We start from the raw sequence: 23,401 nt of genomic DNA, 5'->3' as shown, positions 1-23,401 counted from the left end.
AGGAGCCTAAATATGACAACAATGGAAATAGAAGCAAGAAAAGCGCTCTTGATTCGAGAAATACTTGCCGACATTAACAGCGAGGAGGCTATCCGTAAATTGCAGGAATTAGTACACAAACTGAAAGGAGAGTCCAGCTATACAATGCCTTCTTCTTTACTGAAAGAATATATGGCACAGGCAGAAAAAGAAGATGAAGCAGGTTTAAGCATCACTTCTGATGAACTGGACAAAGAAATGCAATCATGGTAATAAAATGGACTCCACTTGCCAGAAAAAGCCTGAAAGATATTTATAATTTTTATCAGCCAGACACAGGAAGGACTAAAGCCCTGGAAATCGTTCAACGGATAAAGGATGAAACCAACTATCTTCTCACTTTTCCAGAAATGGGGATGAGAGAGAAGTTAGATGGTAAACTGTCAAAATACAGATCTATTGTAAAAGATCATTGTAAAATATATTACACGATAGAAAAGAAACATATCCGAATAGCATTGGTCTGGGACACAAGAAGAAATCCTGAATCTCTACGCTATTTACTCTAATATAAAAGAAGTTGTATTTCATGTGAAATACAACTTCTTTTATATTAGAGTAACATTATCAATCCTCAATGATCAGGCGAAGCCCTACATTATTAACACGCTGCCAGGGCAGATAAACACGGCGCGCGGTGGCTGTGGCATCTTTCGGACGATCTACCCATGAACCGCCACGGGCTACCACCTGACGGGGGTTGGCTGCCGCCTGGGCTTTCTCGCTGTAAGGATAAGGTGCATACAACGAACGGGTCCATTCCTGCAGATTTCCATGCATATTGATCAGTCCGAACGGGTTCGGCTTATAACTATATTCGTCGGTCGGGATCATCATTCCATCATTGACCGTTTCAACCTTCGGCATGTAATTGTAATATGGGAACCAGGGATTATCCTTCTCCATCGGCTGCGGATCGATACCTGTTACTGCCATCTTTTCCAACTGGACATCGGCCAGGTTTTCATAAGGACCGAAGTTCGCATCCATCGCACCATACCAGAACGGCTGGTCGCTACCGCCACGGCAAGCCCACTCCCATTGTACTTCAGTCGGGAGCGTCACTTTCAATCCGGTCTTTTCCGAAAGCATCTCACAATATTTCATCGCCTCTTCGTAGCTGACACGGATAACCGGCTGGTTCGGCTTATTCGCCGGATAACCGGGAGTCGTATGATCTTTCCAATGCTGTGCATAAATACGGCTGTCGTGATCAGGAACCAAGGCATTATACTGTGCGTTCGTCAACTCTTTTTCTGTCATCCAGAAACCTTGTTTTACTTCAGCCTTGAATTCAGGAGCCTGGTCCGGATAACCGTTATTCGTACCCATCACGAACTTACCGGCAGGAACACGAACGAAAGCGATCTTGACACCGTCGGCCACTTCGATCTCTTTTCTAAGCCCCTTTTCCTTTGACAACATCGCCTGAATATCTTCCGCTGTTAACGGCCAGCCTTTCATCTTCACCTCTTTATGTTTTACAGGAGCTACCTTTTCCGGCATTTCCGGACGGATTTCACCTTTACCTTTCAGATAAGAGGCATAATCGGCCAACTCTTTACGCCAGTCCACACCTGCATTATTCGCATATTTATCAGCCAGTTCGATACGGCGTTCATACTGGTCATACCCATTCAGCGGATCGGCATCGAACTCACCGCGTCCCGAAGCATTCATATCGATCCACATCACCAGATGATCCCACTCACTGTCGGTCAGTTTCACATTATAATGCCCCCGTTCCAGCATACGGACGATCTCACTGGTAGATGCATGATATTCATACGGACTCATGACATACATATCCGCTTCCGGTCCCTGACGGTTCACATAAGGATGAAATGCCAGGTAGCTCTTCTGGAAATAACGCGTACCGCTCCAGTCGGTAATACCTACTGAAGTCGTATCTTTAAAATTCGGGCGTCCGGCTTTACTACCGTCATGGCAGGCCACACAAGCCCGGTCGAGTATCGGCTGTACCTCATACTTAAAGGCATAAGAGCGAACCCCGCCGTCGGCAATCGTCAGTTCGTGAGGTTTACGGGTAGAAGCCAGCACCCTCTTCGGCACAGGTATCGTATTCTGGTCTTCATGGCAACCGACGCATGAAACCACTTCGCCCGGCATACCCGTCAGCCAGCTGCGCATCCACTGTACGGCACGCCCCTGTGCATCGAGCGGTTGAAGGGATACTGGCGTGTTAGCCGGAATCTTGAAGATAGCAGAACCGTCTTCTTCCACCGGAACAGTTCCCAGCAGGCGTTTGATATCCCAGCCAGCCTGAATACCATGATTATAATGGTCGGACAAGGTCCGGCGATAAGCATATTCATAGGCATAGACACGGAACGATTTAATCTCTCCGCGCGGTACGCCTCTCAATCCTTCCCCTTCATAAATATCCTGGATAAACACTGTCGCTTCCTTTTCATTTGGTTTGATACGGTCAGGGATAGCCGGAGGAACCGGTGTACTCTTTACCGGAACGGAATAGATCATACCGGCTTCATCCGCATTGGCGACCAATGTCAGGTTATCGTAAATATCCACCAGATAAACACCCCAACGGCTATACGGAGACAGCTTGGCTGTTACGAGGAATGTCTCGTCGGTCAGCGGATACGGTTTGATGAACTGAGGCCATACACCGTTCACCAACTCATCCTTTATTTCAGGGATGATCGGACGACCGCGGAAAGGCAATTCCTGGATCATACCCTTTTCTTCTTTACGGCTCTTTGCCGGGTCAAAGATCATCAAACGGCCGGAACGTGCCACGCCGTGATGCCCGGAGATAACACCGACAAAACGGTTGGTACGTTTCGGTAACGGCTGCACGTCGAAAATACTGTTCGGGAACATGGAACCGCTGCCATACAACGACTTTTGTTCCGTTCCGTCCGGATTCATATGCATGACTATACGGGAGAAGTAGTGCGTCAGGTCGGTATATTCCCAACGTACATACATTACTTTTCCGTTTGCCATCACTACCGGATGCCAGTTCGCATCCTGGTCGAATGTCAGGCGGCGCAGGTAGCCGTTACTGGGGTCATACAAAACCATATTACCCACCGCATCACTGCCGTTTACACAAGGAACGCCCTGATAGCCGATATTGGAAATCGCCAGCATGCGTCCGTCAGGCAGATAAGTTCCGTCAAAAAACTCCAGATCCGGTTCAGGTATATTGGTTACCTGTCTAGCGTCTCCCCCATCGATATTCAGTTCATGTACCTGCCATCTCCGTGCCGTATCCAAAGCGGTAAACATCAATCGCTTCCCGTCCCAGTTCAATACCAGGTCGGTGACAGAGGAACCGTCTACAGCCGGTTTATAAAGTGTCTTTTCACTGAGATCACCGCTTTTCAGACCGGATAACTCAACCAGTTGGGCCTTGAAGTTCTTACGGCTCGCGGAGCTCAGGTTCGACCAGTTATTCGGCTGGATACCCAGACTGCCCGCACCTACGAAATTAGCCCTTTCTCCCAGGTCAAACTTAACCGTCAACATTTTATCGACATTCACATCCGGGCTCATCAGCATCAGTTTACGTTTCAGCGTCAATGCCTTGTTTGCCTTATCGACAGCCTGGGGATCACCGGTATAAATACCGTCAAATCCTCCGGCAAGCAACGATTTCAGTTCACTGAAACGTTTATCCGCCAATGCGGCATCAAAGCCGGAGTTTTTCTTCATGATACCCAACGCTTCCTGAATCGCTTCCGGCTTCATCCATTCCAGTTCTGCCTGTATCTCCAGGACAGAAAGCAAACGGACTGCCAAACTCTTATACGCTTCCATCTGTTTGGATGGGGTTGACTGGGCAGCAGCTTTATCCAGTTCCGCCTGAAAATAAGAGTCGTTTTTCAGCTCTTTCATCATGGCAACCAGTCCTTTTTGCGTCCTGTCCAGTTGTTCGGAGGTAACCTCCTCTTTCGTCTCACAACTGGGTTGTGCGGATAGTATCCCTCCGCTTAACAGGCAGAAGGCCATACATCCTGTAATCAATAATTTTTTCCACATAGATGATTATTTTTTGGTGACAAATTCGTCCATCGCTTTCCCGTCCATATACTCTTCATCCTGCGAAGTATACAGGCCATCCATCACGTAATTTGCCTGTGGGAATGCAGCCAGTATCTTACGGATGAGCGTTGCTTTACCGGATCTGTATAGGGGGGCATTGGTGTTCCACAGTTGACCATGGATATCTTTTTCCGGAGCGGAAATAAGAATATCTCTGATATCCATTTGTTTCAGGCGATTCAAATCGGCATCCAGGCCGGCTTCATTATTCAACAGCAGCGACAGGGCCGGTGCCAAAGTAAAATTCGGACGGTTCACTTCTCCCACCAGTTTCTGAAGCCCTTCGATCGTATCAGGTGTACGGGAAACAGATTGTCTCAACAATAAACGGATATTTCTCTTCGCCGCATAGTCGGATAATACCTGGAAAGATTCTTTCAGTGAGGCATAGAACTGTTCCATCGTATAATTGTTCTCGATGGTCCGCTGGGTAGATATCAGCAATTCGTCAGCCCCCAGTATTTCCATCTTATCGATAACACCTTTCATAATCTCCATACTTTTCTGATAGAAAGGAGGGTCATTATTTACGATCCTCAAATCGGGATAGAGGTTTAAACCGGAAGTCAGATCGACTGTCATTTTCAGTTTTTGCCGTCCCAGCCAACCGGCTTCCTGCCTCAAGGCTTCTTTTTCCTTATTATGCAGATAGCGCCAGTCGATTACGACGCGGTCATAATGCTCGAAGAACGTCGGCCGAGAAAGAATCTCTTCCTTCACATCCCGGATATTACGCAGCACAAGTGCCCGTCCGGTCGTATTCGGGACCGGGGTACTTTCCGGCATGACTTCCACATCCGCCCCATTATCCAGGCGGACACGGAAAATACGGACATTTCCACCGGCTATCGTATGGGAGGTATTTTTACCAACCGATGTATTCAACATTACTTTCGGAGTATAACCCACCGCTTTCATTTCCGAACAGTCGGTCGGCAATTCTTTGATGAAAACGATCTTTCCTGTCTTTGCCCTGATCGAGAAATCTTTCGGCTCCCAATATTCATTGGAGATCAGGACGGTATATTCACCGCTTCCCCTGGAACAAGTCACAAGGCTCAATTCCGGATTGGTCTCAAACAGTTGCATAGAAGCAAAAATATCTTCCATCAATGCTTTTGTATGATTCAGTATGGGATAAGGTTTGTCCAACGGCTTTTCTTCCATCACCTTTACGGGTAATTCACATTGCGGTTGCTCCGTAACTCCATAAGGAGAAGCAAGAACCGTCACTTTCCCCTTCCCGGCATTCAGTTCGACTGCAGCCGGAAGTTCATTACTTTTTTGCAATACGGTAGCAGATGCAGGATAGACCAACTCCGCCAGCGTATAAGGTGTGCGTTCCTTCAACGACTGTCCTTTATAAGTTACCGGGGCAGTACATACCACGGTCTTTTCTCCGGTACGGATACCGGCTATTCCATCCGGCATATTCTTCAAAGAACCGGCCGTAATGACCAGATGCCCGCCTTCATTCACATAAGCATTCAGCTTATCATTAATTTCTTTGCCCGGACGCAGCTCATCCGCAATGACCAATACCGGATACTGTTTCAACACCCAGAGGGGAGCATCACTCATCAGGCAGTCGGCAATATCTCCGTAAGGGTTCGGAGCGATAAACCCTCTTTCATCTTTATAATAAGAGGCATCCTGATAGCCCGGATATAAAATATCGAGCATACCGTCGGTCAGATAATCCGGTAATTCGTACGGTAAATTGCCCCATACTTTATAAGCCTGTCCCGAATATAAATGACGCGGGAATGACCAGCCGGAAAAGAAATCGGTCATCAACGCCACCGGTGTGTACATTATACCCGGATCACCGTGTTTATCTATCCATTTAACAGCACTCTGCTGTATTTTACCGATCGGGCTGAGCTGCTTATCGTCGATCCGCATAGAGCCTTCAAAACCAACAGCCACGCAATCATACATCAGATGGGTATAGATCAGTCGTTTCAGCAATCCGAGCGAAGTACCCTTCAACGGACCTCCGCTACCGTAGTCTTCATCAATATTAGTCGCATTCGAATCGTATGTCTTATATCCCCAACGGTTCCATACGGAAGCATTTCCGAACCAGTTAACGCCATATTGCTTACCGGCACCACGGATAAAAGAATAATAGATCTGTGAATTGGGTAACCCCTGGGCTGTCTCGGCTCCGATCAGCGTATATACTCCTTCCTTCAGGAAATAATGCCCGAAATTCAGAGAAACCAGCGTGGCCATTTTATTCCCCAACTGGTCGCCCATTTCCTGGAAATGACGTTGGAAATTAAAGTATTGTTGTCGACGGTCTGCCCCTAAAGGATACATCCGGGGAGCAAAGCTACCGACATAACGGCCGTCCTGTTCACCATTATCCATACCCAGCCAACGGTCTCCCAGTTCCGTTTCAAAAAGATTCAGTACGCCGTCAGGAATAACGAACTGGGTCCAGTATCCGCCCGGGCCGGAGCCGGGAATATATCCCCAAAGGTCAAACAGATAAAGATTCCTTTTCTTTATCTCGGCAACGACCTCTTTCAGGTTATCCTGAAAAACCAGCGGATAGGAAACCCAAAGGATATCTCCAAGCTTATCTTTAACCACCCATTGATCGAGTTTTTGTTTATAATCCCCGGAAAGGTCACGAAGGGCTATAAACTGAATTTTGTTATTAAAAAAAGAGACATCCGGCGATTTCACATGATGACGCAGGTAATCGGGATGATGAGACGGGATCATTTGATAAGGATACAGCTTGATACTATTCTGTGCAAGCGGTCGGTCAGGATACAGTAATCCCAACAAAACAATAAGTATAAGAATCTTTTTCATAAGTATTTATTATTGTTGTTGCGTTAACAAGCCGACAACTGATAAGCCGATCATTTCTTATCGCAACAAAGATGCGTTTATATTTTGAGATTATGTTACTTTTCGTTCATAAAAAAGTTAATAATCTACGAAATAGAATCTATTTATACCCGAATGATAACAAATTACTTCAATTCGATCAGTCCAGAGAAGCCGGTAAATACTCTTTCAAAACCAGCCGGAGTTGTGCCAATGCCTTTTTCTGATACAATTTAACAGCATTCACGGAAACACCCATTTCTTCCGAAATCTCTGCATAGCTCAGATTTTTATATCGGCTAAGTTCAAAAACCCTTTTATATTGAGGAGGCAACTCTTTCACAGCTTTACCAACCCGTTCTATCAGTTCTTTGGAGAGAACATAATCGAGAGGGGATTCATCCAACGAGAACAATGTATTCCTTTCTGCTATATTGTCATCCAATTCTACATATTCAGGTTGATTTCGTCTGAGATACGACAGGCACGCATTATGAACCGCCCGAACCAAATAAGCCCTTATAGAGGTCGTGATAACCAATGTTTCCCGGTTTTCCCATAGCCAGCGAAATACATCTCCGACAATTTCTTCTACGATATGCTTTTCTGTGATATAAGAACGTGCCTCGTAACAAAGAAAAACATAGTACTTTTTGAATAGACATTCAAAAGTTTTATGGTTTCCTTGTTGTAACTTCACTAATTCATCACGAGTATCCATCATAACACATTAAAGACATTACCACAAACCACCCGTATCAATTTAAATTTCAGCACAATATCTATTACATGAAGTTTTATTAAAAACTATGGATGACTAGAATAAACGGTCGTTTTATTTAGTCATTTTTTATATTGACCTCACAAAATTGATTCAGACCTCTAAAAATACTAATAATGTGCGAGATACCATTCACCAGAGGGTAGAAAAATCAAATGATTTTCTTGAAAAATAGTGACTAAAAAAAACGACCGTTTTTTTTAGTCACTATAATACGCATACTAATCGACTAATTATCAATGGCAATACCGGGGTTATCAGGTTAAATAAATTGTTCATCCGGTATCGTCTGTCAAAGTTAGCGAGTAGGCTTATTTATAATTGGGATCCTGAACCAAAACACCGCCAGCCTTATCTATTTCTGTTTGTGGCAACGGGAAATAATAGAATGCCGGTTTAAATACTTTTATGTAAGTAGGTAAAGCAGGATCTGCAGCTCCATTCACCAGTTCTTCCATTAATTTCCAACGTTTTAACTGAAAATAACGATGACCTTCAAATACAAATTCCACGCGCCATTCATTACGAATACGTTCACGCATCTGTTCTTTGGTCAGTCCCGTAGGTAGTTCCGGTTGTCCCGAACGTACACGGATCTGGTTCACGGCATCATATACTTTCTGAGTCGGTCCGTTTACTTCATTTTCAGCTTCAGCGATCATCATCAGCACTTCTGCATAACGAAGAATGATAACATCCGCATCGGAAATAGTAGAATAACTCGGCATTTCTTTTGTCGGTTGGATCAACTTCATCATACCGAAACCGGTTTGCATCTGATTAGTGACCGTAACAGGGTCTCCTTCTTGTCCATCCATCGAAAAATCAGCCACACCGCTATGACAAACCGTTTCATACAAACGGCGGTCACGATTTTGGAACAGTTTCTCTCTCTCTGCTTTATTGGCATTATCCAAAGCCCCCGTTGCCAGTAATGATTCATTTACCGGAACCGTCAACGGAGATTCACCCCATTTTTGCCCATCTGTACATTCAAAAGCATCTACTAAGTCACGAGTGACACCGCAAGTGGTCCATGCTGCATAATATAAATCCATACTATGTGTGGTATTGGGAGCCAGATAACGAACGGAGAACATGATTTCGGGAGAAGCCAACTGCTCAGCGGAAATGAAATTATCACGCATTCTGTCGGCTAATCCATATCCTTGAATACTTTCCAGTAAAGATACAATGGCCCCCATTTTAGAAGGATCGGCATTACCATTATCATCGTAAGCTTCAGCCAACATCAGACGAGCTTTAAACGCTTTCAAAGCACCCGGAGTAAAATATCCGGACATCTGTGAATCCGAATAAGGTTTATCCGGCAGAGCTGCAATCGCATCATCAAAATCTTTCACAATCTGAGTATAGACATCAGAACGGGAAGCTTTTGCCTGATACATATTATCCATAGTCAATGAAGCTGTTACCAGAGGGACCTCACGATAGCATTGATATAACCAGGAATAAAAATATCCTCTTAAAGCCTTCGCTTGTGCGAGCATAAAAGATTTTTCATCAGCAGACATATCTGTTCCTTCATAAACTTCCAGATTCTCCATCAATAGATGAAGACGAGCTATACCCTGATAACAATGATTATACATATAAGTTACATATCCTGTTGTATTCGGATCCAAATCACCTAATGCTATTGTTTTGGTTTTACCATAGGTATCTTCATCATGCTGGCAAATAGAATTGTCCGTCAAATTATCAAAACAAGCAATAATTTGCGACATTTCTCCCGGCCATTCGTATACCATAGAAAAACTACCAGCTAAAGCAGATTGAAAATCACTTTTTTTCTGCCAAAAAACAGACTGTGATGGCGAAGATGGAGGATCTTTCTGTAAGAAATCACTACAAGAAGTCGTAGAACCCACCAACAAAGCCGAAGCCAATACTATATTTATTATCTTTTTCATTGTATTCTACCTTTTAAAATTCAACATTTAAACCAAAAGAACAAATTCTATTTTGCGGATAAACAGCTGCACGTCCATCATCCTCACGTTCCGGATCCAGACCGTAGAATTTTGTAAATGTCAATAGATTATCTCCTGAGAAATAAACTCTTACCCGTGACATTTTCACTTTATCCGTAACGGCTTTTGGTAAAGTATAGCCGAATGTCAAATTCTTCAAACGGAAATAAGAAGCATTCTGCAACATATAAGTATTCGCTCTGTTATTCTTATTACCTCCCAAATTATCGAAGTAAAGACGCGGATGTTTGGCATTATATGGATTTTCTTCTGTCCACATACCTTCTATATATTCACGCGTTGGAGCAGAGCCCTGACGGAACGGATAGATTCCCCAGTCGTTTGTATACCATTTCTTACCTGAAACACCTTGTCCCTGTAACGATAAATCGAAGCCTTTCCAGCTAGCACCGGCATTTACCGAATATTCAAAACCCGGGAAACGTCCTGAAATAGGAATACGGTCATCATTATCAATTACACCATCATTATTCTGATCCTTAAACTTCAGGTCACCCGGTAATGTATTATCATTAAATTGTTTCGGTGAATTTTTCACTTCATCTTCCGTTGCAAAGACACCGATACATTCCAACATATAATATTCATTATACGGAAGGCCTTCTCTTCTCAATTTATATCCGTCGATTTCCTCTGCACCAAACTGCGTTAATTTGTTTCTCGAGCGATCGAAATAAACGCCTGCATTATATTGCAAGCCCTTAAAGACTCCATCCGTGATCATGTTGTTGTAATTGAAAGCGATTTCAAAACCTTTGTTTTCAACTTCTCCATTATTTACAGTCGGAGCAGTCATACCCAACAATGCAGAAACCTGTGAGGTACGCAAAATATCAGAAGTAACTTTCTTATACCAGTCGAATGTAACATTCAACCCATTGAATACCTGCAAATCGAAACCGACGTCGGTAATAGTAGTAGTTTCCCATTTGATGTCGCGGTTTGCATACGCTTTCTGCTGATAACCCACGGTTTCAGTTTTCTTATCGAACGGATAGTTACTTACACTGGCAATCATCGCCTGATATGGATATAAACCAATATTCTGGTTACCTAACTGTCCCCAAGAAGCACGGATTTTAGCATTATTCAGCCAATTCAGATTCAAATCCTTAATAAAATCCTCTTCCGTAATACGCCAACCTGCAGAGAATGAAGGGAAAATACCCCAGCGATTTTCCGAAGAGATACGGGATGTACCGTCATAACGCATATTGGCTTCAAACAGATAACGTTCTTTAAAATTGTAGTTCAAACGGCCGAATACAGACTGGATGGCCCACTCTTCCTGTTTTCCTTCATTAGACCAATTCGCAGTAGAACCGGCATCGATTACCGGCAAGTCAAATGCATATTCTTTTCTGAACGCTCTTACTGTTTCATACTTTTCCGATTCCTGGCTATAACCGGCCATAATACTGAAGTTGTGATTTTTATTCGGAGTAGAATAATCATACTTCAAATAAGTATACAGATTCGTATAGAAACGACGTTGATCTTCAACAGTCAAACCATTAGAACCTCTATCCAGATAACCGGTTTGTTCGCCTGTATGATAATCATAAACCGGGACATCGGATCCTCCCCACTCTTTCCACTTATTCGATTGCAAACGAGCGGCCCCTTTTGTATACCAGGTAAGCCCTTTAGCCAGATTTACCTCCAACCACAATTGAGCATTCACATCAAAATCCTGATAATTTTTAGTAGTGTTGGTACCAATGATGGCCGGCATATTTTTATTGTGAGATTCAAAAGAATAGGCGGAACCGGTCCAGCGGGTAACACCGGAACCATCATCCGGCAACCACGGCATATAAGTAGGCGCCTGCGACATTGTTGAAAGTAAAACATCACTCTGTCCCTGACGAGGTTCTTCCCGATCACCATACATCAAATTGGAATAAGTACCGATCTTGATAAAATCAGTAATCTGAGAAGTCAAGTCGATTGTCGCATTGTATTTCTGATAATCGAAGCCTTTCAACGTACCAGGCTGATTTACAAAGTTCAAAGCAACATTATATGTTGTCTTTCCGGCATTACCGGCAATCGACAGATTATGATTCTGAACCACGGCTGTATTGAACATATAACCCAACCAGTCGAAATTAGGATATTGTTCGCTACCACCACCATTCCGATAAGCATCGATCTGCTCCTGGGTATAGCGTTCTCCAGCTCCGGAATTTGCTTTGGCCAGGTTAAACAATTCCATATATTCTGCAGAGTTCGTTACCATATCGTACATACGAGTCGGGTTGTAGATACCTACATTTCCATGATAAGCAATGTGTGCCTTGCCATCACCAGCCGCCCCTTGTTTCGTCGTTACAAGAATAACCCCATTGGCGGCACGAGCACCATAAATAGCAGCAGACGCAGCATCTTTCAATACAGAAACACTTTCAATCATGCTCGGATCCAGGTTAGAGATACTACCCGGAACTCCATTTACCAAAACCAGCGGATCAGAACCTGCATCAGAGAAAGTTCCCTGACCGCGAACACGAAAAGTAGTAGCCTCAGCACCCGGGGCTCCTAAACCCTGGTTGACACGCAAACCCGGGACCTGTCCCTGCAACATGGTTGCTGCATTAGTAACCGGACGTTTGGTCATCTCTTCGCCGGTAACAGCCGTTACAGCACCGGTCAAATTCAATTTCTTCTGCGTACCGAACCCAACCACAACCACTTCGTCCAACGCCTGCGAGTCTTCTTTCAGAATAACAGAAACTACAGATTTATTTCCAACAGGAATACTCTGTTCGATATAACCTATATAAGAGATTTTCAATGTTGCTTTGTCAGGCACATCCAATGTAAAGCTACCATCCACATTAGTAACCGTACCGATTGTCGTTCCTTCTACTACAACATTTGCTCCGATAACGGGTTCATTATTTGCATCCAGAACACGGCCTGTGATCTGCTTTGTCTGTTGCATCACTGCTCCAGGCCCAACTTCTCCGGCACGAGTAATAACAACATGACGATCATTGATTTCATAATGTACATTCCGTCCGTTAAACAGCACGGCCAATACTTCATTAATAGACTTGTTGTCCAGGGAGACAGATACTTTTTCATCCAGATTGAGATCTTTAACATCCAGACTGAATGAAAATTCACTTTGGCTCTTGATGGATTCAATAGCCTCACGGATCGTGGCATTTTTAAGATTTAAGGAAAGCATATGCTCAGTTGCATACGTACTCGCACTAAGAGTAAGCGTTCCGGCAACAAGAAATACACCGGCCAGATTTGCCAGACGTCCTGCTCTTGTAGCCAATAAGTCCTGAACAGATTTTCTAAATGTTTTTTTCATACTTCACTTGTTTAAGATTTAACTTTTTAATTACTTGAAAAAAGGGTTCCTGATTTTTTACCCCACGGTTACTACTACTTTTTCCTCATTCACATTTACTTTTGGGTTTGACTTATGTTAATTGAAAATTCGAACAAATTCCGGTTTCACCTCATACCTGAATTTATTGCCGGAAGACAATATTTCCAGTACTTTTTCTATCGACACATTCTCCTGAAAATCTGAATAATAGACGATATGTTTTAGTTTATCGCTCTCTATCCGGATCGGTATATTGTATAGGCGTCTCAATTCTTTTGCTATTTCTTCAAGCGGAACCTTATCAAAGGTCATCGCTCCGTTACGCCAATTCTCTATATGGCTGGCATCCACCGAATCGACCTGTATGGTCTGAGTCATTTTCTTGAAGGTGAATCGCTGGTTTGGTTTCAGTACGACCGGGGCGGCATCGGTCAGAAAATCTCCGACCTTCACCGCTCCCTCCTTGAGGGTTACTTTCACCTCTGAGTCTTCTTCATAGGATTTTAGATTGAATTTAGTACCGAGAACCTTCACTGTTAATTTCCCGGTATTCACCACAAATGGTAATTCTTTATTTTTGCTTACTTCGAAATAGCCCTCCCCCGTCAATCCGACATTTCTCGATTCCCTGGCAAAGTTCGAATCATACGTCACCTTGCTCCCGGCATTCAGCCAGACAACAGAACCGTCCGGAAATGTAATCTTTGATTTTGCCCCGTCCGGAACCTCAACCACATATTCTTTGTATTCTTCAACCATCTCCGATGCCGATCGCTCCGATTGCCACAAAAAGAATAATGAAGAAACTCCACACAATAAAAGAATGATAGCGGCAGCCGAAAATTTCAATGCACGGCGATAAAAATCTATCCGGTTTGCCGGTTGGGTTTCTTCCTTAAACTTACCGATGGCACTTGTAACATCGAAACCATCGGCATTCGACATTACTCCGGTCGCTTTCCATATAGCTACCGTATTTTGGAAATATTCCCTGTTCTCCGGTTTTTCTTTGATCCACTGCCGTAAAACAGCATGGCTCTCAGCATCCAGAGACCCATTCAAAAATGATTGTATGTAATTATCTATTTGCACCATTTACTTTAATTTATGAGTGGGAAATATCCCTCATCATAATTAAAGGCGCAGAAAAGGAGAAGGAGGGTATATGGACTTTCATATTTTCATAATAAAATGATTATTTAATTCAGAAGTCCTGACACAGCGCAGCCTTGAGTAAAAAATCAAAAAGATTACTATTCAGGCAACAAGCGGTCATTATGATACAATATACCCTTTACAAGCGACACCACTATTTACAAACGTTCATCATCCGGCCGGAATAAAACTACATTATTTAACATTTTCCCCGCTTTAAGGCTTTTCACAGATTTACATTGTATTTTTTGAAGTTCGTTTAAAACGAGTTTTTTCTCATTTTAAACAAGAAGAGGGTTCGTTTTAAATGAAATATATGTTAAATTCAGTTGCCATTCAAACAGGAGAGCGGACTTTTGCGTTAAAAACACATGCTATAAAACATTTTTATTTCGCTAAAAGATTCAAAAACGAATCACAAACAGATTAGCATATAAATAGCAAATCCCATCTATTTCAAACAAACCGTTCGATATTATCGCCTAGTACACCAGTTTGCTTCATTTTCCACTCCAACGAGTCCAACATGACAACACACAACTATTCCACAGTCGCATAAATCCGCACGGACATATACCGGAATACATACAACAAAATCTCCAACAAGATAAAATAACATTTTGTCAATTTTATTTATTTGAACTACTTATCATCGGGATATTGAAATCCTGTATGTCGATATATAGATTATTTTTCCGTATTTTTGCAGGCAAATAATTCAAAGCATATATATAATAATGGATCATAATCCCATAAAGATACCCTCACCTTTACTTTCACTGGTTCCCATACTTGTATTGGTAGCCCTTTTGTTTGTCACAATCCGGATATTCGGCAGCGATGCCCTGAGCGGAGGAAGTCAGGTAGTACTGCTTACGGCCACGGCTGTTTGTTGTCTGATCGCTATGGGATACAGCAAAGTGCGCTGGAAAGCGATCGAACTGGCAATGATCAATAATATATCCGGAGTGGCTACGGCTTTGATCATTTTATTGATCATCGGGGCTTTATCCGGTAGCTGGATGATAAGCGGAGTCGTCCCGACACTGATCTATTACGGGATGCAGATCATTCATCCCAGTTTCTTTCTGACATCCACCTGTGTTATCTGTGCCATCGTTTCCGTTATGACCGGAAGCTCCTGGACCACCATAGCAACCATCGGCATCGCCCTCCTGGGCATCGGGCAAGCACAAGGATTTGACGATGGCTGGATTGCCGGGGCTATTGTTTCCGGCGCTTATTTCGGAGATAAAATATCCCCGCTTTCAGATACGACCATCCTTGCCTCATCCGTAACGGACACGCCGCTGTTCAAGCACATCAAATACATGATGATCACCACAGTCCCGTCCATAGTGATCACATTAGTGATCTTTACCGTAGCCGGACTGACACACGAAGCAACCGCTTCCGACCAGATTGCCATGTATTCTGCCTCTTTAAAAGAGACATTCGATATTTCTTTATGGCTGTTAATCGTCCCGATCATAACAGGTATCCTTATAGCCAAACGCATACCGTCTATCATCACTCTTTTTATTTCCACTGCTCTGGCCGGTATATTCGCTCTGATCTTCCAGCCCCATCTGCTACAGGAAATATCCGGTTTGCCGATAGAAAATATGCAATCACAGTTCAAGGGACTAATCATGACCTTCTATGGTAGCACACAGATCCAAACGGGGAATCCGGATTTGAACGAATTGGTTTCCACCCGGGGCATGAGCGGTATGATGAACACGATCTGGCTGATCATTTGCGCCATGTGTTTCGGTGGGGCTATGACTGCCAGTGGAATGCTGGGAAGCATCACTTCCGTATTTATCCGTTTTATGAAACGGACGGTAGGACTGGTCGCTTCAACGGTTGCATCCGGTCTGTTCCTGAATATCTGTACTGCCGACCAATATATTTCCATCATCCTGACAGGTAATATGTTCAAAGATATCTACCAGAAAAAAGGATATGAGAGCCGTCTGCTGAGCCGTACGACGGAAGATTCTGTGACCGTCACATCGGTACTTATTCCATGGAATACCTGCGGTATGACACAGGCGACCATTCTAGGTGTCGCTACACTGACCTATTTACCTTATTGTTTCTTTAATCTAATCAGCCCGTTGATGAGCATAACGGTTGCCGCCATCGGGTACAAAATAAAAAGGATAAATGAAAAAGCTGAAAGTATCGCTACTGACTAGAGTCATTATTGCCATCGCTGCCGGTGTTTTATTCGGCCAGTTTTTACCGAATGGCATCGCACGTATCTTTGTAACCTTCAACTCGTTGTTCGGGAACTTCCTTTCGTTCTCAATCCCCCTTATCATCCTGGGACTTGTAACACCTGCCATCGGAGACCTGGGTAAAGGGGCCGGAAAACTGCTGGCTATTACGGCCCTGATCGCTTACGGCTCTACTATCTTTTCCGGATTCTTTACTTTTTTCAGCAGCTCTGCCATCTTTCCCCATATCCTGCCTGCCAATGCAGAACTGACGGCAATGGATAATCCGGAAGATTTCATGCTGACACCTTATTTCACTGTGGCGATGCCTCCTCTGATGGATGTAATGACGGCCTTGCTCCTGTCGTTTACGATCGGCCTCGGGCTTTCGTATATCAGCGGCAATACCCTACGGGATGCATTCAATGACTTTCAAAAGATCATAACGATACTGATCGAGGCTGTGATCATACCGCTTCTACCTTTGCATATCTTCGGTATCTTCCTGAATATGACGGTTAGCGGGCAGGTAATGAGTATTATAGCGATGTTCCTGAAAGTGATCATTGTCATATTTGTTCTCCATGTAGTGCTTTTAATCATCCAGTTTTCTGTCGCGGGAGGTATCAGCGGCAGAAATCCGTTCCGGCTCCTGAAGAATATGTTGCCGGCTTACGCAACCGCGCTAGGCACCCAGTCCTCGGCGGCAACCATACCGGTAACACTGGCACAGACCATAAAAAACGGGGTCCGGGAAACCATTGCGATTTTCACTGTGCCCCTCTGTGCAACAATCCATTTATCAGGTAGCACCATGAAGATCACAGCCTGCGCTATGGCAATCATGTACATGGCCGGAGAACCGGTCACTTTTGCCGGAATGGCTGGCTTTATCATGATGCTGGGCATAACGATGGTAGCAGCTCCAGGTGTTCCGGGAGGGGCGATCATGGCAGCCCTGGGATTATTACAGAGTATGCTTGGCTTCAACGAGACCTTACAGGCTTTGATGATCGCACTTTATATTGCAATGGATAGCTTCGGTACGGCGTGCAATGTCACAGGTGACGGGGCGATTGCCATTGTGGTAGATAAAATTGCAGGAAAGCAGCAGCCGTCTCCCGAGATCACCGAATAGATTTTGATGAAACATTCAAATACGATTACTTTCATCTACATATCTTTTCCGGTTGGCGGCTTTGGCTTCTTTTCCCTGTCGGAGCCGATACGAGAAAGAAAAGCGAAAAAGTCTTCCCAATTCCCTTTCACGACTATTATAAAACCGTCCGGGCATTCTCACTTCTCCTTTCAGCAGGTTGGATTCGAAGATGTCATCGACAGTTAAAGAGATGGTTCCATTACCCTTAAATATTTGCCGGCGTATTCCGGCATTAGCTATAAACATGGGCTTAAAAAAATATTGTCCGTCAGCATTTTTCCCCCGATAGGATAAATTTATTTCCGCTGTCCAGTTTTTGGAGAATTCAAACTGGTTGTTTAAGCCTGCATAAGGAGAAAACAGGGATGCTTTTTCTTCTTTATCAAAAAAGGACCATTTATATCTTTTATAATTCAATGAGAGATTTGCACTCACTTTCCACCAGGTAACCGGACTGAAGACTGTGGAATTTAAACGCAATCCGTATGAGTAGCTGGATGATAAATTATCGGGATAAACCAATATCCGGTCGTTTTCTTCCAGATGGAAACTTTTGCTGATAGGGTCTTTCACATGTAAAAGGAAAAGACTTGCTTTCATCTTGTCTTTCCAGACAAAAGACAGTTCTATATTATCGGACAACGAAGGTTTCAAATCCGGATTTCCTTGTTCGTGCATATAATTGTCGAATATATAGACGAAAGGATTCATGTCATTGTAATTAGGACGGTTTATACGTCTGGAATAGAGGGCAGACAAGGCATTCCCGTTCGGAAGCTTATATTCTAAAGTTACCGAGGGAAACAAATGCGTGTAATGCTGGGAGATTCCTTTTACATTTGTATTTTCAACCCTGAATCCTATTTGTGTGGATAGCCTGTCTGAAAAACGGGTTTCAAGCTGTAAATAAACAGCATTTATATTCTCATTATAAGAGAACTGTCGGCTCAGCTGAACATCTTCTTTCCATTCATTATCAGACCGATTGTGATAAAGGGTAAAATTATCGACAGAAACAAAGGATGTTTTTACTCCGGCACGTACTTTGCTCTTACCTAACGGGAAACTAATATTACTTTCTCCCGCATAAATACGTATCTTCCCCCCCATATCACCTTTCAAGGTATCTTGTTTTTGTTGCCCTGAAACAAAGTCGTTGAAAACATCATACTGAAACTGATTTTCAGGCTGATTGTGATAGACAAAATCGAAATAGTTATTCCATTCCACTTCTTCCTCCGGTTTGTACGACATATTTATGCCTCCTGCATACGAACGGGGATATTTATTGTTCCTGTTACTCGTGAACAGTTCCGACCGCAATGGATGACCTGATTCGACAATCCGGGAGCTGATATCCCCGTCCTGCCTCCGGTCCATAATAAAACCGTTGGAATAGACTCCCAGATAGATTTTCGATGAGATATCATAATCAAATCCTACACGATAATAATGAGAGTCATATTTCCATTTTCTGTATGTATGCTGGTGCATAAATTTACCCAACGGTTCCTGAGTGACCAAATGCAGGTCTTCCCGTATAACATTTAAATCATTGTAGCCTTTACCCGTGTAATAAGAATAGTCAGCAAACAGGCACAATTTTCCATCACGGTATGCGTAATTAAAACCGACATCACCGCTGGCATATTTACCTTGCGTATAACGAGAATTGACGGCAAGGCTGGTTCCTCTGAAAAAATGCCTGTCCATTTGCAGATTAATAATACCCGCATTCCCCGCTGCATCATACTGCGCCGAAGGATGGGTGATCAGTTCTATTTTACTTACGGAGGTTGCCGGCATGGAACGCAACAAGTTCATAAGATTATCTCCGGACAAATAGGTGGATTTGTTATTGACAATTATCTGCGAACCGCTCTGTCCGTTCAGTGATACGGTCCCGTCTTCACTAACGAAGACACCCGGCATTGTTTTTAATACATCCAACACATTGCTTCCTGCCTGGGTAAGAGGAGAAGACAGGTTGATAATTGTTTTCCCGGGAGAAAACACAATTTCGTTTTTAGCGGCTGTAACTGTTATCTCCGACAGACTGACTGCAGATTCTTTTAACCGAATATCTCCCATATCTATACTTTCGGTTTTGACTTCCAGAAAAGAGATATTTTTTTCAAACCCCAGCATGTAAATTTCGATCAGATAAGAGCTTTTTGAATTCGCATGAACCATAAACAATCCATTTGTATCAGAAATCACTCCACTGACCAAAGTACTATCCTGTTCATGGTAAAGCATCACGGTACAATTGGGTATAGCCAGACCACTATCATCGATAATGCGTCCCGAAATCCTGATACTTTGTGCGTAAGTGTTCAGGGAGAAAAAGCAAATGAACAGAAGAACGGAAAAGAAGAATCTGTTGACCATAATATATCTTATTTTAAGTTACTTACGGTCAAAATTATTCCGGTAAACCGCCTAAAACAAAAAATATTGACGAACGACATATATCGATGGATATACTACACTTTTTCTCCTTTTACTCCTTTTTGGGGGAAATGATATAACTGCCTAATATGCGCTTCACATCTTCACGCTGGCTACGCCCGATGGGAAGTATCTTATCTCCTATTTTTAGTTGATTACCTGTTACAGCGTCTATTTTATTGATATTAACGATATAGGAACGATGTACCTGCATGAATGAACTTTGCGGTAATATGACCCCAAATTGTTTTAAAGGGATACTGACTATATCTTTCGATGACTGTGTATTTATAATGACATAGTTTTCCATACTCTCTATAAACAATATCTGCTCGAATATGATTTTCTTTAGCTGCTTATTGCTCCGGACAAAAACATATGCACGTGAGTCGATTTCTTTTCCAGCCTTTTCCATAATAACTTGTATGTTATTTATGGCTTTCATGAACCGCGCAAATAAAATCGGTTTTAACAAATAGTCAGACACGTGGAATTCATAGCTTTTCAAAGCGTACTTTTCATAAGCAGAGGTAATTACAGTGAGAGGCGGATTTTCCATATTGGCTAAAAAATCGAGACCCGATAAATACGGCATCTCAATATCAAGGAATAATAAATCGACCTTCGTCGTTTGTAATAGATTATTCAATTCGATCGCATTCTTACATTCTCCTGCTAATTCCAGAATATCTACTTTCTCGATATATTCCCGCAACCCCTTACGAGCCAAAGGCTCATCGTCTGTTATTACACATTTTATCTTCATCTTATTCCATCTCTATAGTTAATGTTGCTGTGAACAAATCCTGTTCTTTGTTGATTGACAAATCATGTCTTCCTGGATAAAGTATTGATAATCTTTGTTTAAGATTAGTAAGTCCTATCCCTGCCTTTTGTTCAGATTCAGGATACCTTATGATTGTATTGGTTATTTTGAAAATAACCATATTACCTTGTTGACTTACCCGAATGCCGATATAAAAATTTCCATTTACATATTTGAAGGCGTTTTCGAGTAACGGATGAAAGAGTAACGGATGGATTTTCCTTTGGTTATCGGCTATCTCTGTTGAGAAATCCACTTTCACACCTTCTTCAATCCGAAGTTTCTGAAAAGCGATATATGTATTAAGAAATTGAAGTTCATCCTCTAACGGAACCTGCTCTTCCACATCATAAAGCCGATATCTCAACAAACCCGAAAGAAGCTCGATACCTTCTTTAGCAGCAATATTAGTTTCATCTACCAGAAAATAAATTGTATTCAATGCGTTAAACAAAAAATGCGGATGATACTGGGCTTTCAGGAACTTCATCTCTGTTTCAAGCTGAGCAGCTTTTACCCTTTCCAATTCAAAGTTCTGCTCGTCAACCTTTCTTCTATTATACTCATTCCGTATCAATGTAAAATAAAACAACAAAATCGGTACACAGACCATTACTGCAATTACATAATCTCTAAAGTAATCCGGCAGACTCAATAAAATATGTATAATAAAAACAGTAATAATAATGCATATAGAAAAGTAAATAGCAGCCAACCCATATTCTTTTACAATATCTTTCCACCCTTTTTTATTTGTACTTCTTTTTACAAAGAGCAGATACAATCCCCTGTCAATTAAATAAAAAAAAGGAGGACTAATTATTAGTTCTCTCAGATGTTGTGAAGGTGTAACCCAAAAAGTATTATCTATAGAAATATCGGTTACCAACCGTATTGCCTGTTGGCATATAACAGCTAATATTACAGGTGAAATCCATTTCTGTAAACAATACATCATATTTTATTTACGTTAGAATATCAAAAGCTCTCAAAACTACCTTCAAATTGAGATAGAATAAAATTTATTTGATGAATGTAAGCTTTTTCCTTCTAAACAGCAAATATTCCTTTGTCAACTTCTTTTAGAACAGGACAATAATAGTTCTTGCAAATTATTGGCACCTTTCTCACGCATCATTGCTACAGCGATATGTGCACAGGCATAAGCATCTGCCATCGCATGATGATGATTCGTCAGGTCATAACCGCAATAGGCTGCTACGGTATGCAGCTGGTGGTTGACCAGAAAAGGGTACATCTTTCGGGATAGCCGGCAGGTACAATAGAACTGGTATTTGGGATAAGCCAGTTCATAGGCCATATGGGCGGCTTTCAGGCATCCTTCATCGAAAGGACTGTTATGAGCGACCAGAGGCAGATCCGCAATCTTCGGTGCTATCTTCGCCCAGACTTCTTCAAAGTCAGGAGCCTCGTTTGTATCTTCCGGTGTCAGGCCATGAACAGCAGTGGTCCACTGGGTATAATAATTGGGATACGGACGGATCAAACTATATGCCTGGTCGATAACCTGATTGTCTTCTACAATGACAACCCCGACACTACATACACTACAGCGTTTCCCATTGGCGGTCTCAAAATCTATTGCGGCAAAGCGTTCCATATAAAATATTAAAATAAATGCAAATATAAGGTTTCCAAAAGAAAATAAAGAGGATGTGCCCAAATAGTCACATCCTCCACCTTCATTTTAGCAGTTATGGATAAATTCTAAAAAAATGCTTTTTTAGAGAACAACATTAGTACCGTTTTAACACTGGCAAAAGTATATTTTCCATGACCTTATATCCTTCCGCATTAGGATGTACCCCATCTCCGGAATACTTTTCAGGTAATCCGTTCCGTTCGTCTGCCATTTTAGAGTGATAATCTACATAGGTAATTCTATTACGGTTTGCATACGCTTTAAGCATTTTATTCAGCTCGATAATTTTTTCCGCCGGCTCCAATCCCTTATGCCAACTAAAGTCATAAGCAGGCAAAACAGAACAAAGAATCACATCTATCTTATGAAGTTTTGCCAATTCAATCATAGAAACAATATTTCCCTTGATATTCTCCAAAGAGATATAACCGTTATTTTCCGCAATGTCGTTAGCTCCGGCAAGGATTACTACCGCTTTAGGTTTAAGGTCGATCACATCTTTACGGAAGCGAACCAACATTTGAGATGTGACCTGTCCGCTGATTCCTCTGGCTATAAACTCATTCTTCTTAAAGAACAGCGAATCGGCATACCACCAACCTTCGGTAATTGAATTTCCTATAAATACTACCTTCGAAGGTGTTTTTACAGTCTTGTTCTGTTCTGCATACCGTTCGAAATTGGCCCAGTCTACTGCCTGTTGGCCAAATAAAGAAGTTGTGGCCAATACACAAATACTTAGTACCAACCATTTTTTTACGTTTTTCATACTACTATTTTATTAAGTCACGTTATTACA

The 23,401-nt window shown here is 42.5% G+C and carries 15 protein-coding genes; 4 read left to right on the top strand and 11 right to left on the bottom strand.

Going from position 1 to position 23,401, the window contains the following annotated elements; genetic code table 11:
* Window positions 1-12 precede the first annotated feature (12 nt).
* Together DWW23_RS20790 and DWW23_RS20785 are read left to right on the top strand one after the other, a co-directional pair.
* On the top strand, window positions 13-252 hold the full coding sequence (locus DWW23_RS20790) for a hypothetical protein (protein ID WP_122355778.1): 240 nt from the start codon (window positions 13-15) through the stop codon (window positions 250-252).
* Window positions 246-548, top strand: coding sequence for a type II toxin-antitoxin system RelE/ParE family toxin (locus DWW23_RS20785; RefSeq protein ID WP_122355776.1), 303 nt, complete (start codon window positions 246-248; stop codon window positions 546-548). Before DWW23_RS20790 ends, DWW23_RS20785 begins: the two co-directional genes overlap by 7 nt.
* A gap of 58 nt (window positions 549-606) precedes the next feature.
* Here the strand turns inward: DWW23_RS20785 and DWW23_RS20780 are convergent, their stop codons facing one another.
* The 6 genes from DWW23_RS20780 to DWW23_RS20755 all read right to left on the bottom strand — a co-directional run bounded on the left by DWW23_RS20780 (window position 607) and on the right by DWW23_RS20755 (window position 14,185).
* Window positions 607-4,068 carry an SUMF1/EgtB/PvdO family nonheme iron enzyme gene (locus DWW23_RS20780; protein WP_122355774.1) on the bottom strand — a complete coding sequence of 1,154 codons (3,462 nt, stop codon included), beginning with the start codon at window positions 4,066-4,068 and terminating at the stop codon, window positions 607-609.
* Window positions 4,069-4,074: 6 nt separating this feature from the next.
* Entirely contained in the window at window positions 4,075-6,960 is a 2,886-nt protein-coding gene (locus DWW23_RS20775; protein WP_122355772.1) for a hypothetical protein, read from the bottom strand.
* A gap of 178 nt (window positions 6,961-7,138) precedes the next feature.
* On the bottom strand, window positions 7,139-7,702 hold the full coding sequence (locus DWW23_RS20770; RefSeq protein ID WP_122355770.1) for an RNA polymerase sigma-70 factor: 564 nt from the start codon (window positions 7,700-7,702) through the stop codon (window positions 7,139-7,141).
* A 368-nt stretch (window positions 7,703-8,070) separates the two neighbouring features.
* Entirely contained in the window at window positions 8,071-9,693 is a 1,623-nt protein-coding gene (locus DWW23_RS20765; RefSeq protein WP_122355768.1) for a RagB/SusD family nutrient uptake outer membrane protein, read from the bottom strand.
* Between the two features lie 13 nt (window positions 9,694-9,706).
* Window positions 9,707-13,102: a TonB-dependent receptor gene (locus DWW23_RS20760; RefSeq protein WP_122355766.1), complete on the bottom strand. Its 3,396-nt coding sequence runs from the start codon at window positions 13,100-13,102 to the stop codon at window positions 9,707-9,709.
* 117 nt (window positions 13,103-13,219) lie between these two features.
* Window positions 13,220-14,185, bottom strand: coding sequence for a FecR family protein (locus DWW23_RS20755; protein ID WP_233564410.1), 966 nt, complete (start codon window positions 14,183-14,185; stop codon window positions 13,220-13,222).
* An 830-nt stretch (window positions 14,186-15,015) separates the two neighbouring features.
* Here DWW23_RS20755 and nhaC point away from each other — a divergent pair.
* The gene (gene nhaC / locus DWW23_RS20750; protein ID WP_122355762.1) at window positions 15,016-16,482 is read left to right on the top strand and encodes a Na+/H+ antiporter NhaC; all 1,467 of its coding nucleotides are present in this window, start codon (window positions 15,016-15,018) and stop codon (window positions 16,480-16,482) included.
* Complete coding sequence (locus DWW23_RS20745) at window positions 16,451-17,641, top strand: dicarboxylate/amino acid:cation symporter (protein WP_122355760.1); 1,191 nt, start codon at window positions 16,451-16,453, stop codon at window positions 17,639-17,641. The genes nhaC and DWW23_RS20745 overlap by 32 nt, the downstream gene beginning before the upstream one ends.
* A 15-nt stretch (window positions 17,642-17,656) precedes the next feature.
* On the opposite strand, the gene DWW23_RS20740 is transcribed toward DWW23_RS20745, so the two are convergent.
* From DWW23_RS20740 to DWW23_RS20720, 5 genes are all read right to left on the bottom strand, one after another.
* A complete protein-coding gene (locus tag DWW23_RS20740) occupies window positions 17,657-20,053 on the bottom strand; it encodes a TonB-dependent receptor domain-containing protein (RefSeq protein WP_122355758.1) in 2,397 nt (798 codons plus the stop codon).
* A 112-nt stretch (window positions 20,054-20,165) separates the two neighbouring features.
* Window positions 20,166-20,879, bottom strand: a complete 714-nt coding sequence (locus DWW23_RS20735) for a LytTR family DNA-binding domain-containing protein (RefSeq protein ID WP_122355756.1) — start codon at window positions 20,877-20,879, stop codon at window positions 20,166-20,168.
* A gap of 1 nt (window position 20,880) precedes the next feature.
* The gene (locus DWW23_RS20730) at window positions 20,881-21,897 is read right to left on the bottom strand and encodes a sensor histidine kinase (RefSeq protein WP_122355754.1); all 1,017 of its coding nucleotides are present in this window, start codon (window positions 21,895-21,897) and stop codon (window positions 20,881-20,883) included.
* A gap of 114 nt (window positions 21,898-22,011) precedes the next feature.
* On the bottom strand, window positions 22,012-22,560 hold the full coding sequence (locus DWW23_RS20725) for a 3'-5' exonuclease (protein ID WP_122355839.1): 549 nt from the start codon (window positions 22,558-22,560) through the stop codon (window positions 22,012-22,014).
* 136 nt (window positions 22,561-22,696) lie between these two features.
* Window positions 22,697-23,371, bottom strand: coding sequence for an SGNH/GDSL hydrolase family protein (locus tag DWW23_RS20720; protein WP_122355752.1), 675 nt, complete (start codon window positions 23,369-23,371; stop codon window positions 22,697-22,699).
* Window positions 23,372-23,401 lie beyond the last annotated feature (30 nt).

Source organism: Parabacteroides sp. AF14-59, assembly GCF_003479515.1.
Classification (GTDB): domain Bacteria; phylum Bacteroidota; class Bacteroidia; order Bacteroidales; family Tannerellaceae; genus Parabacteroides; species Parabacteroides faecis.
This window is presented reverse-complemented; position numbering and strand designations above follow the sequence as displayed.

Excerpts from the sequence above, each read along its gene's own strand:
- DWW23_RS20790 (WP_122355778.1), top strand. The coding sequence starts at position 13 with ATGACAACAATGGAAATAGAAGCAAGAAAAGCGCTCTTGATTCGAGAA.
- DWW23_RS20775 (WP_122355772.1), bottom strand. The coding sequence starts at position 6,960 with ATGAAAAAGATTCTTATACTTATTGTTTTGTTGGGATTACTGTATCCT.
- DWW23_RS20730 (WP_122355754.1), bottom strand. The coding sequence starts at position 21,897 with ATGATGTATTGTTTACAGAAATGGATTTCACCTGTAATATTAGCTGTT.
- nhaC (WP_122355762.1), top strand. The coding sequence starts at position 15,016 with ATGGATCATAATCCCATAAAGATACCCTCACCTTTACTTTCACTGGTT.
- DWW23_RS20720 (WP_122355752.1), bottom strand. The coding sequence starts at position 23,371 with ATGAAAAACGTAAAAAAATGGTTGGTACTAAGTATTTGTGTATTGGCC.
- DWW23_RS20725 (WP_122355839.1), bottom strand. The coding sequence starts at position 22,560 with ATGGAACGCTTTGCCGCAATAGATTTTGAGACCGCCAATGGGAAACGC.
- DWW23_RS20780 (WP_122355774.1), bottom strand. The coding sequence starts at position 4,068 with ATGTGGAAAAAATTATTGATTACAGGATGTATGGCCTTCTGCCTGTTA.
- DWW23_RS20785 (WP_122355776.1), top strand. The coding sequence starts at position 246 with ATGGTAATAAAATGGACTCCACTTGCCAGAAAAAGCCTGAAAGATATT.
- DWW23_RS20760 (WP_122355766.1), bottom strand. The coding sequence starts at position 13,102 with ATGAAAAAAACATTTAGAAAATCTGTTCAGGACTTATTGGCTACAAGA.
- DWW23_RS20770 (WP_122355770.1), bottom strand. The coding sequence starts at position 7,702 with ATGATGGATACTCGTGATGAATTAGTGAAGTTACAACAAGGAAACCAT.
- DWW23_RS20735 (WP_122355756.1), bottom strand. The coding sequence starts at position 20,879 with ATGAAGATAAAATGTGTAATAACAGACGATGAGCCTTTGGCTCGTAAG.
- DWW23_RS20745 (WP_122355760.1), top strand. The coding sequence starts at position 16,451 with ATGAAAAAGCTGAAAGTATCGCTACTGACTAGAGTCATTATTGCCATC.
- DWW23_RS20765 (WP_122355768.1), bottom strand. The coding sequence starts at position 9,693 with ATGAAAAAGATAATAAATATAGTATTGGCTTCGGCTTTGTTGGTGGGT.
- DWW23_RS20740 (WP_122355758.1), bottom strand. The coding sequence starts at position 20,053 with ATGGTCAACAGATTCTTCTTTTCCGTTCTTCTGTTCATTTGCTTTTTC.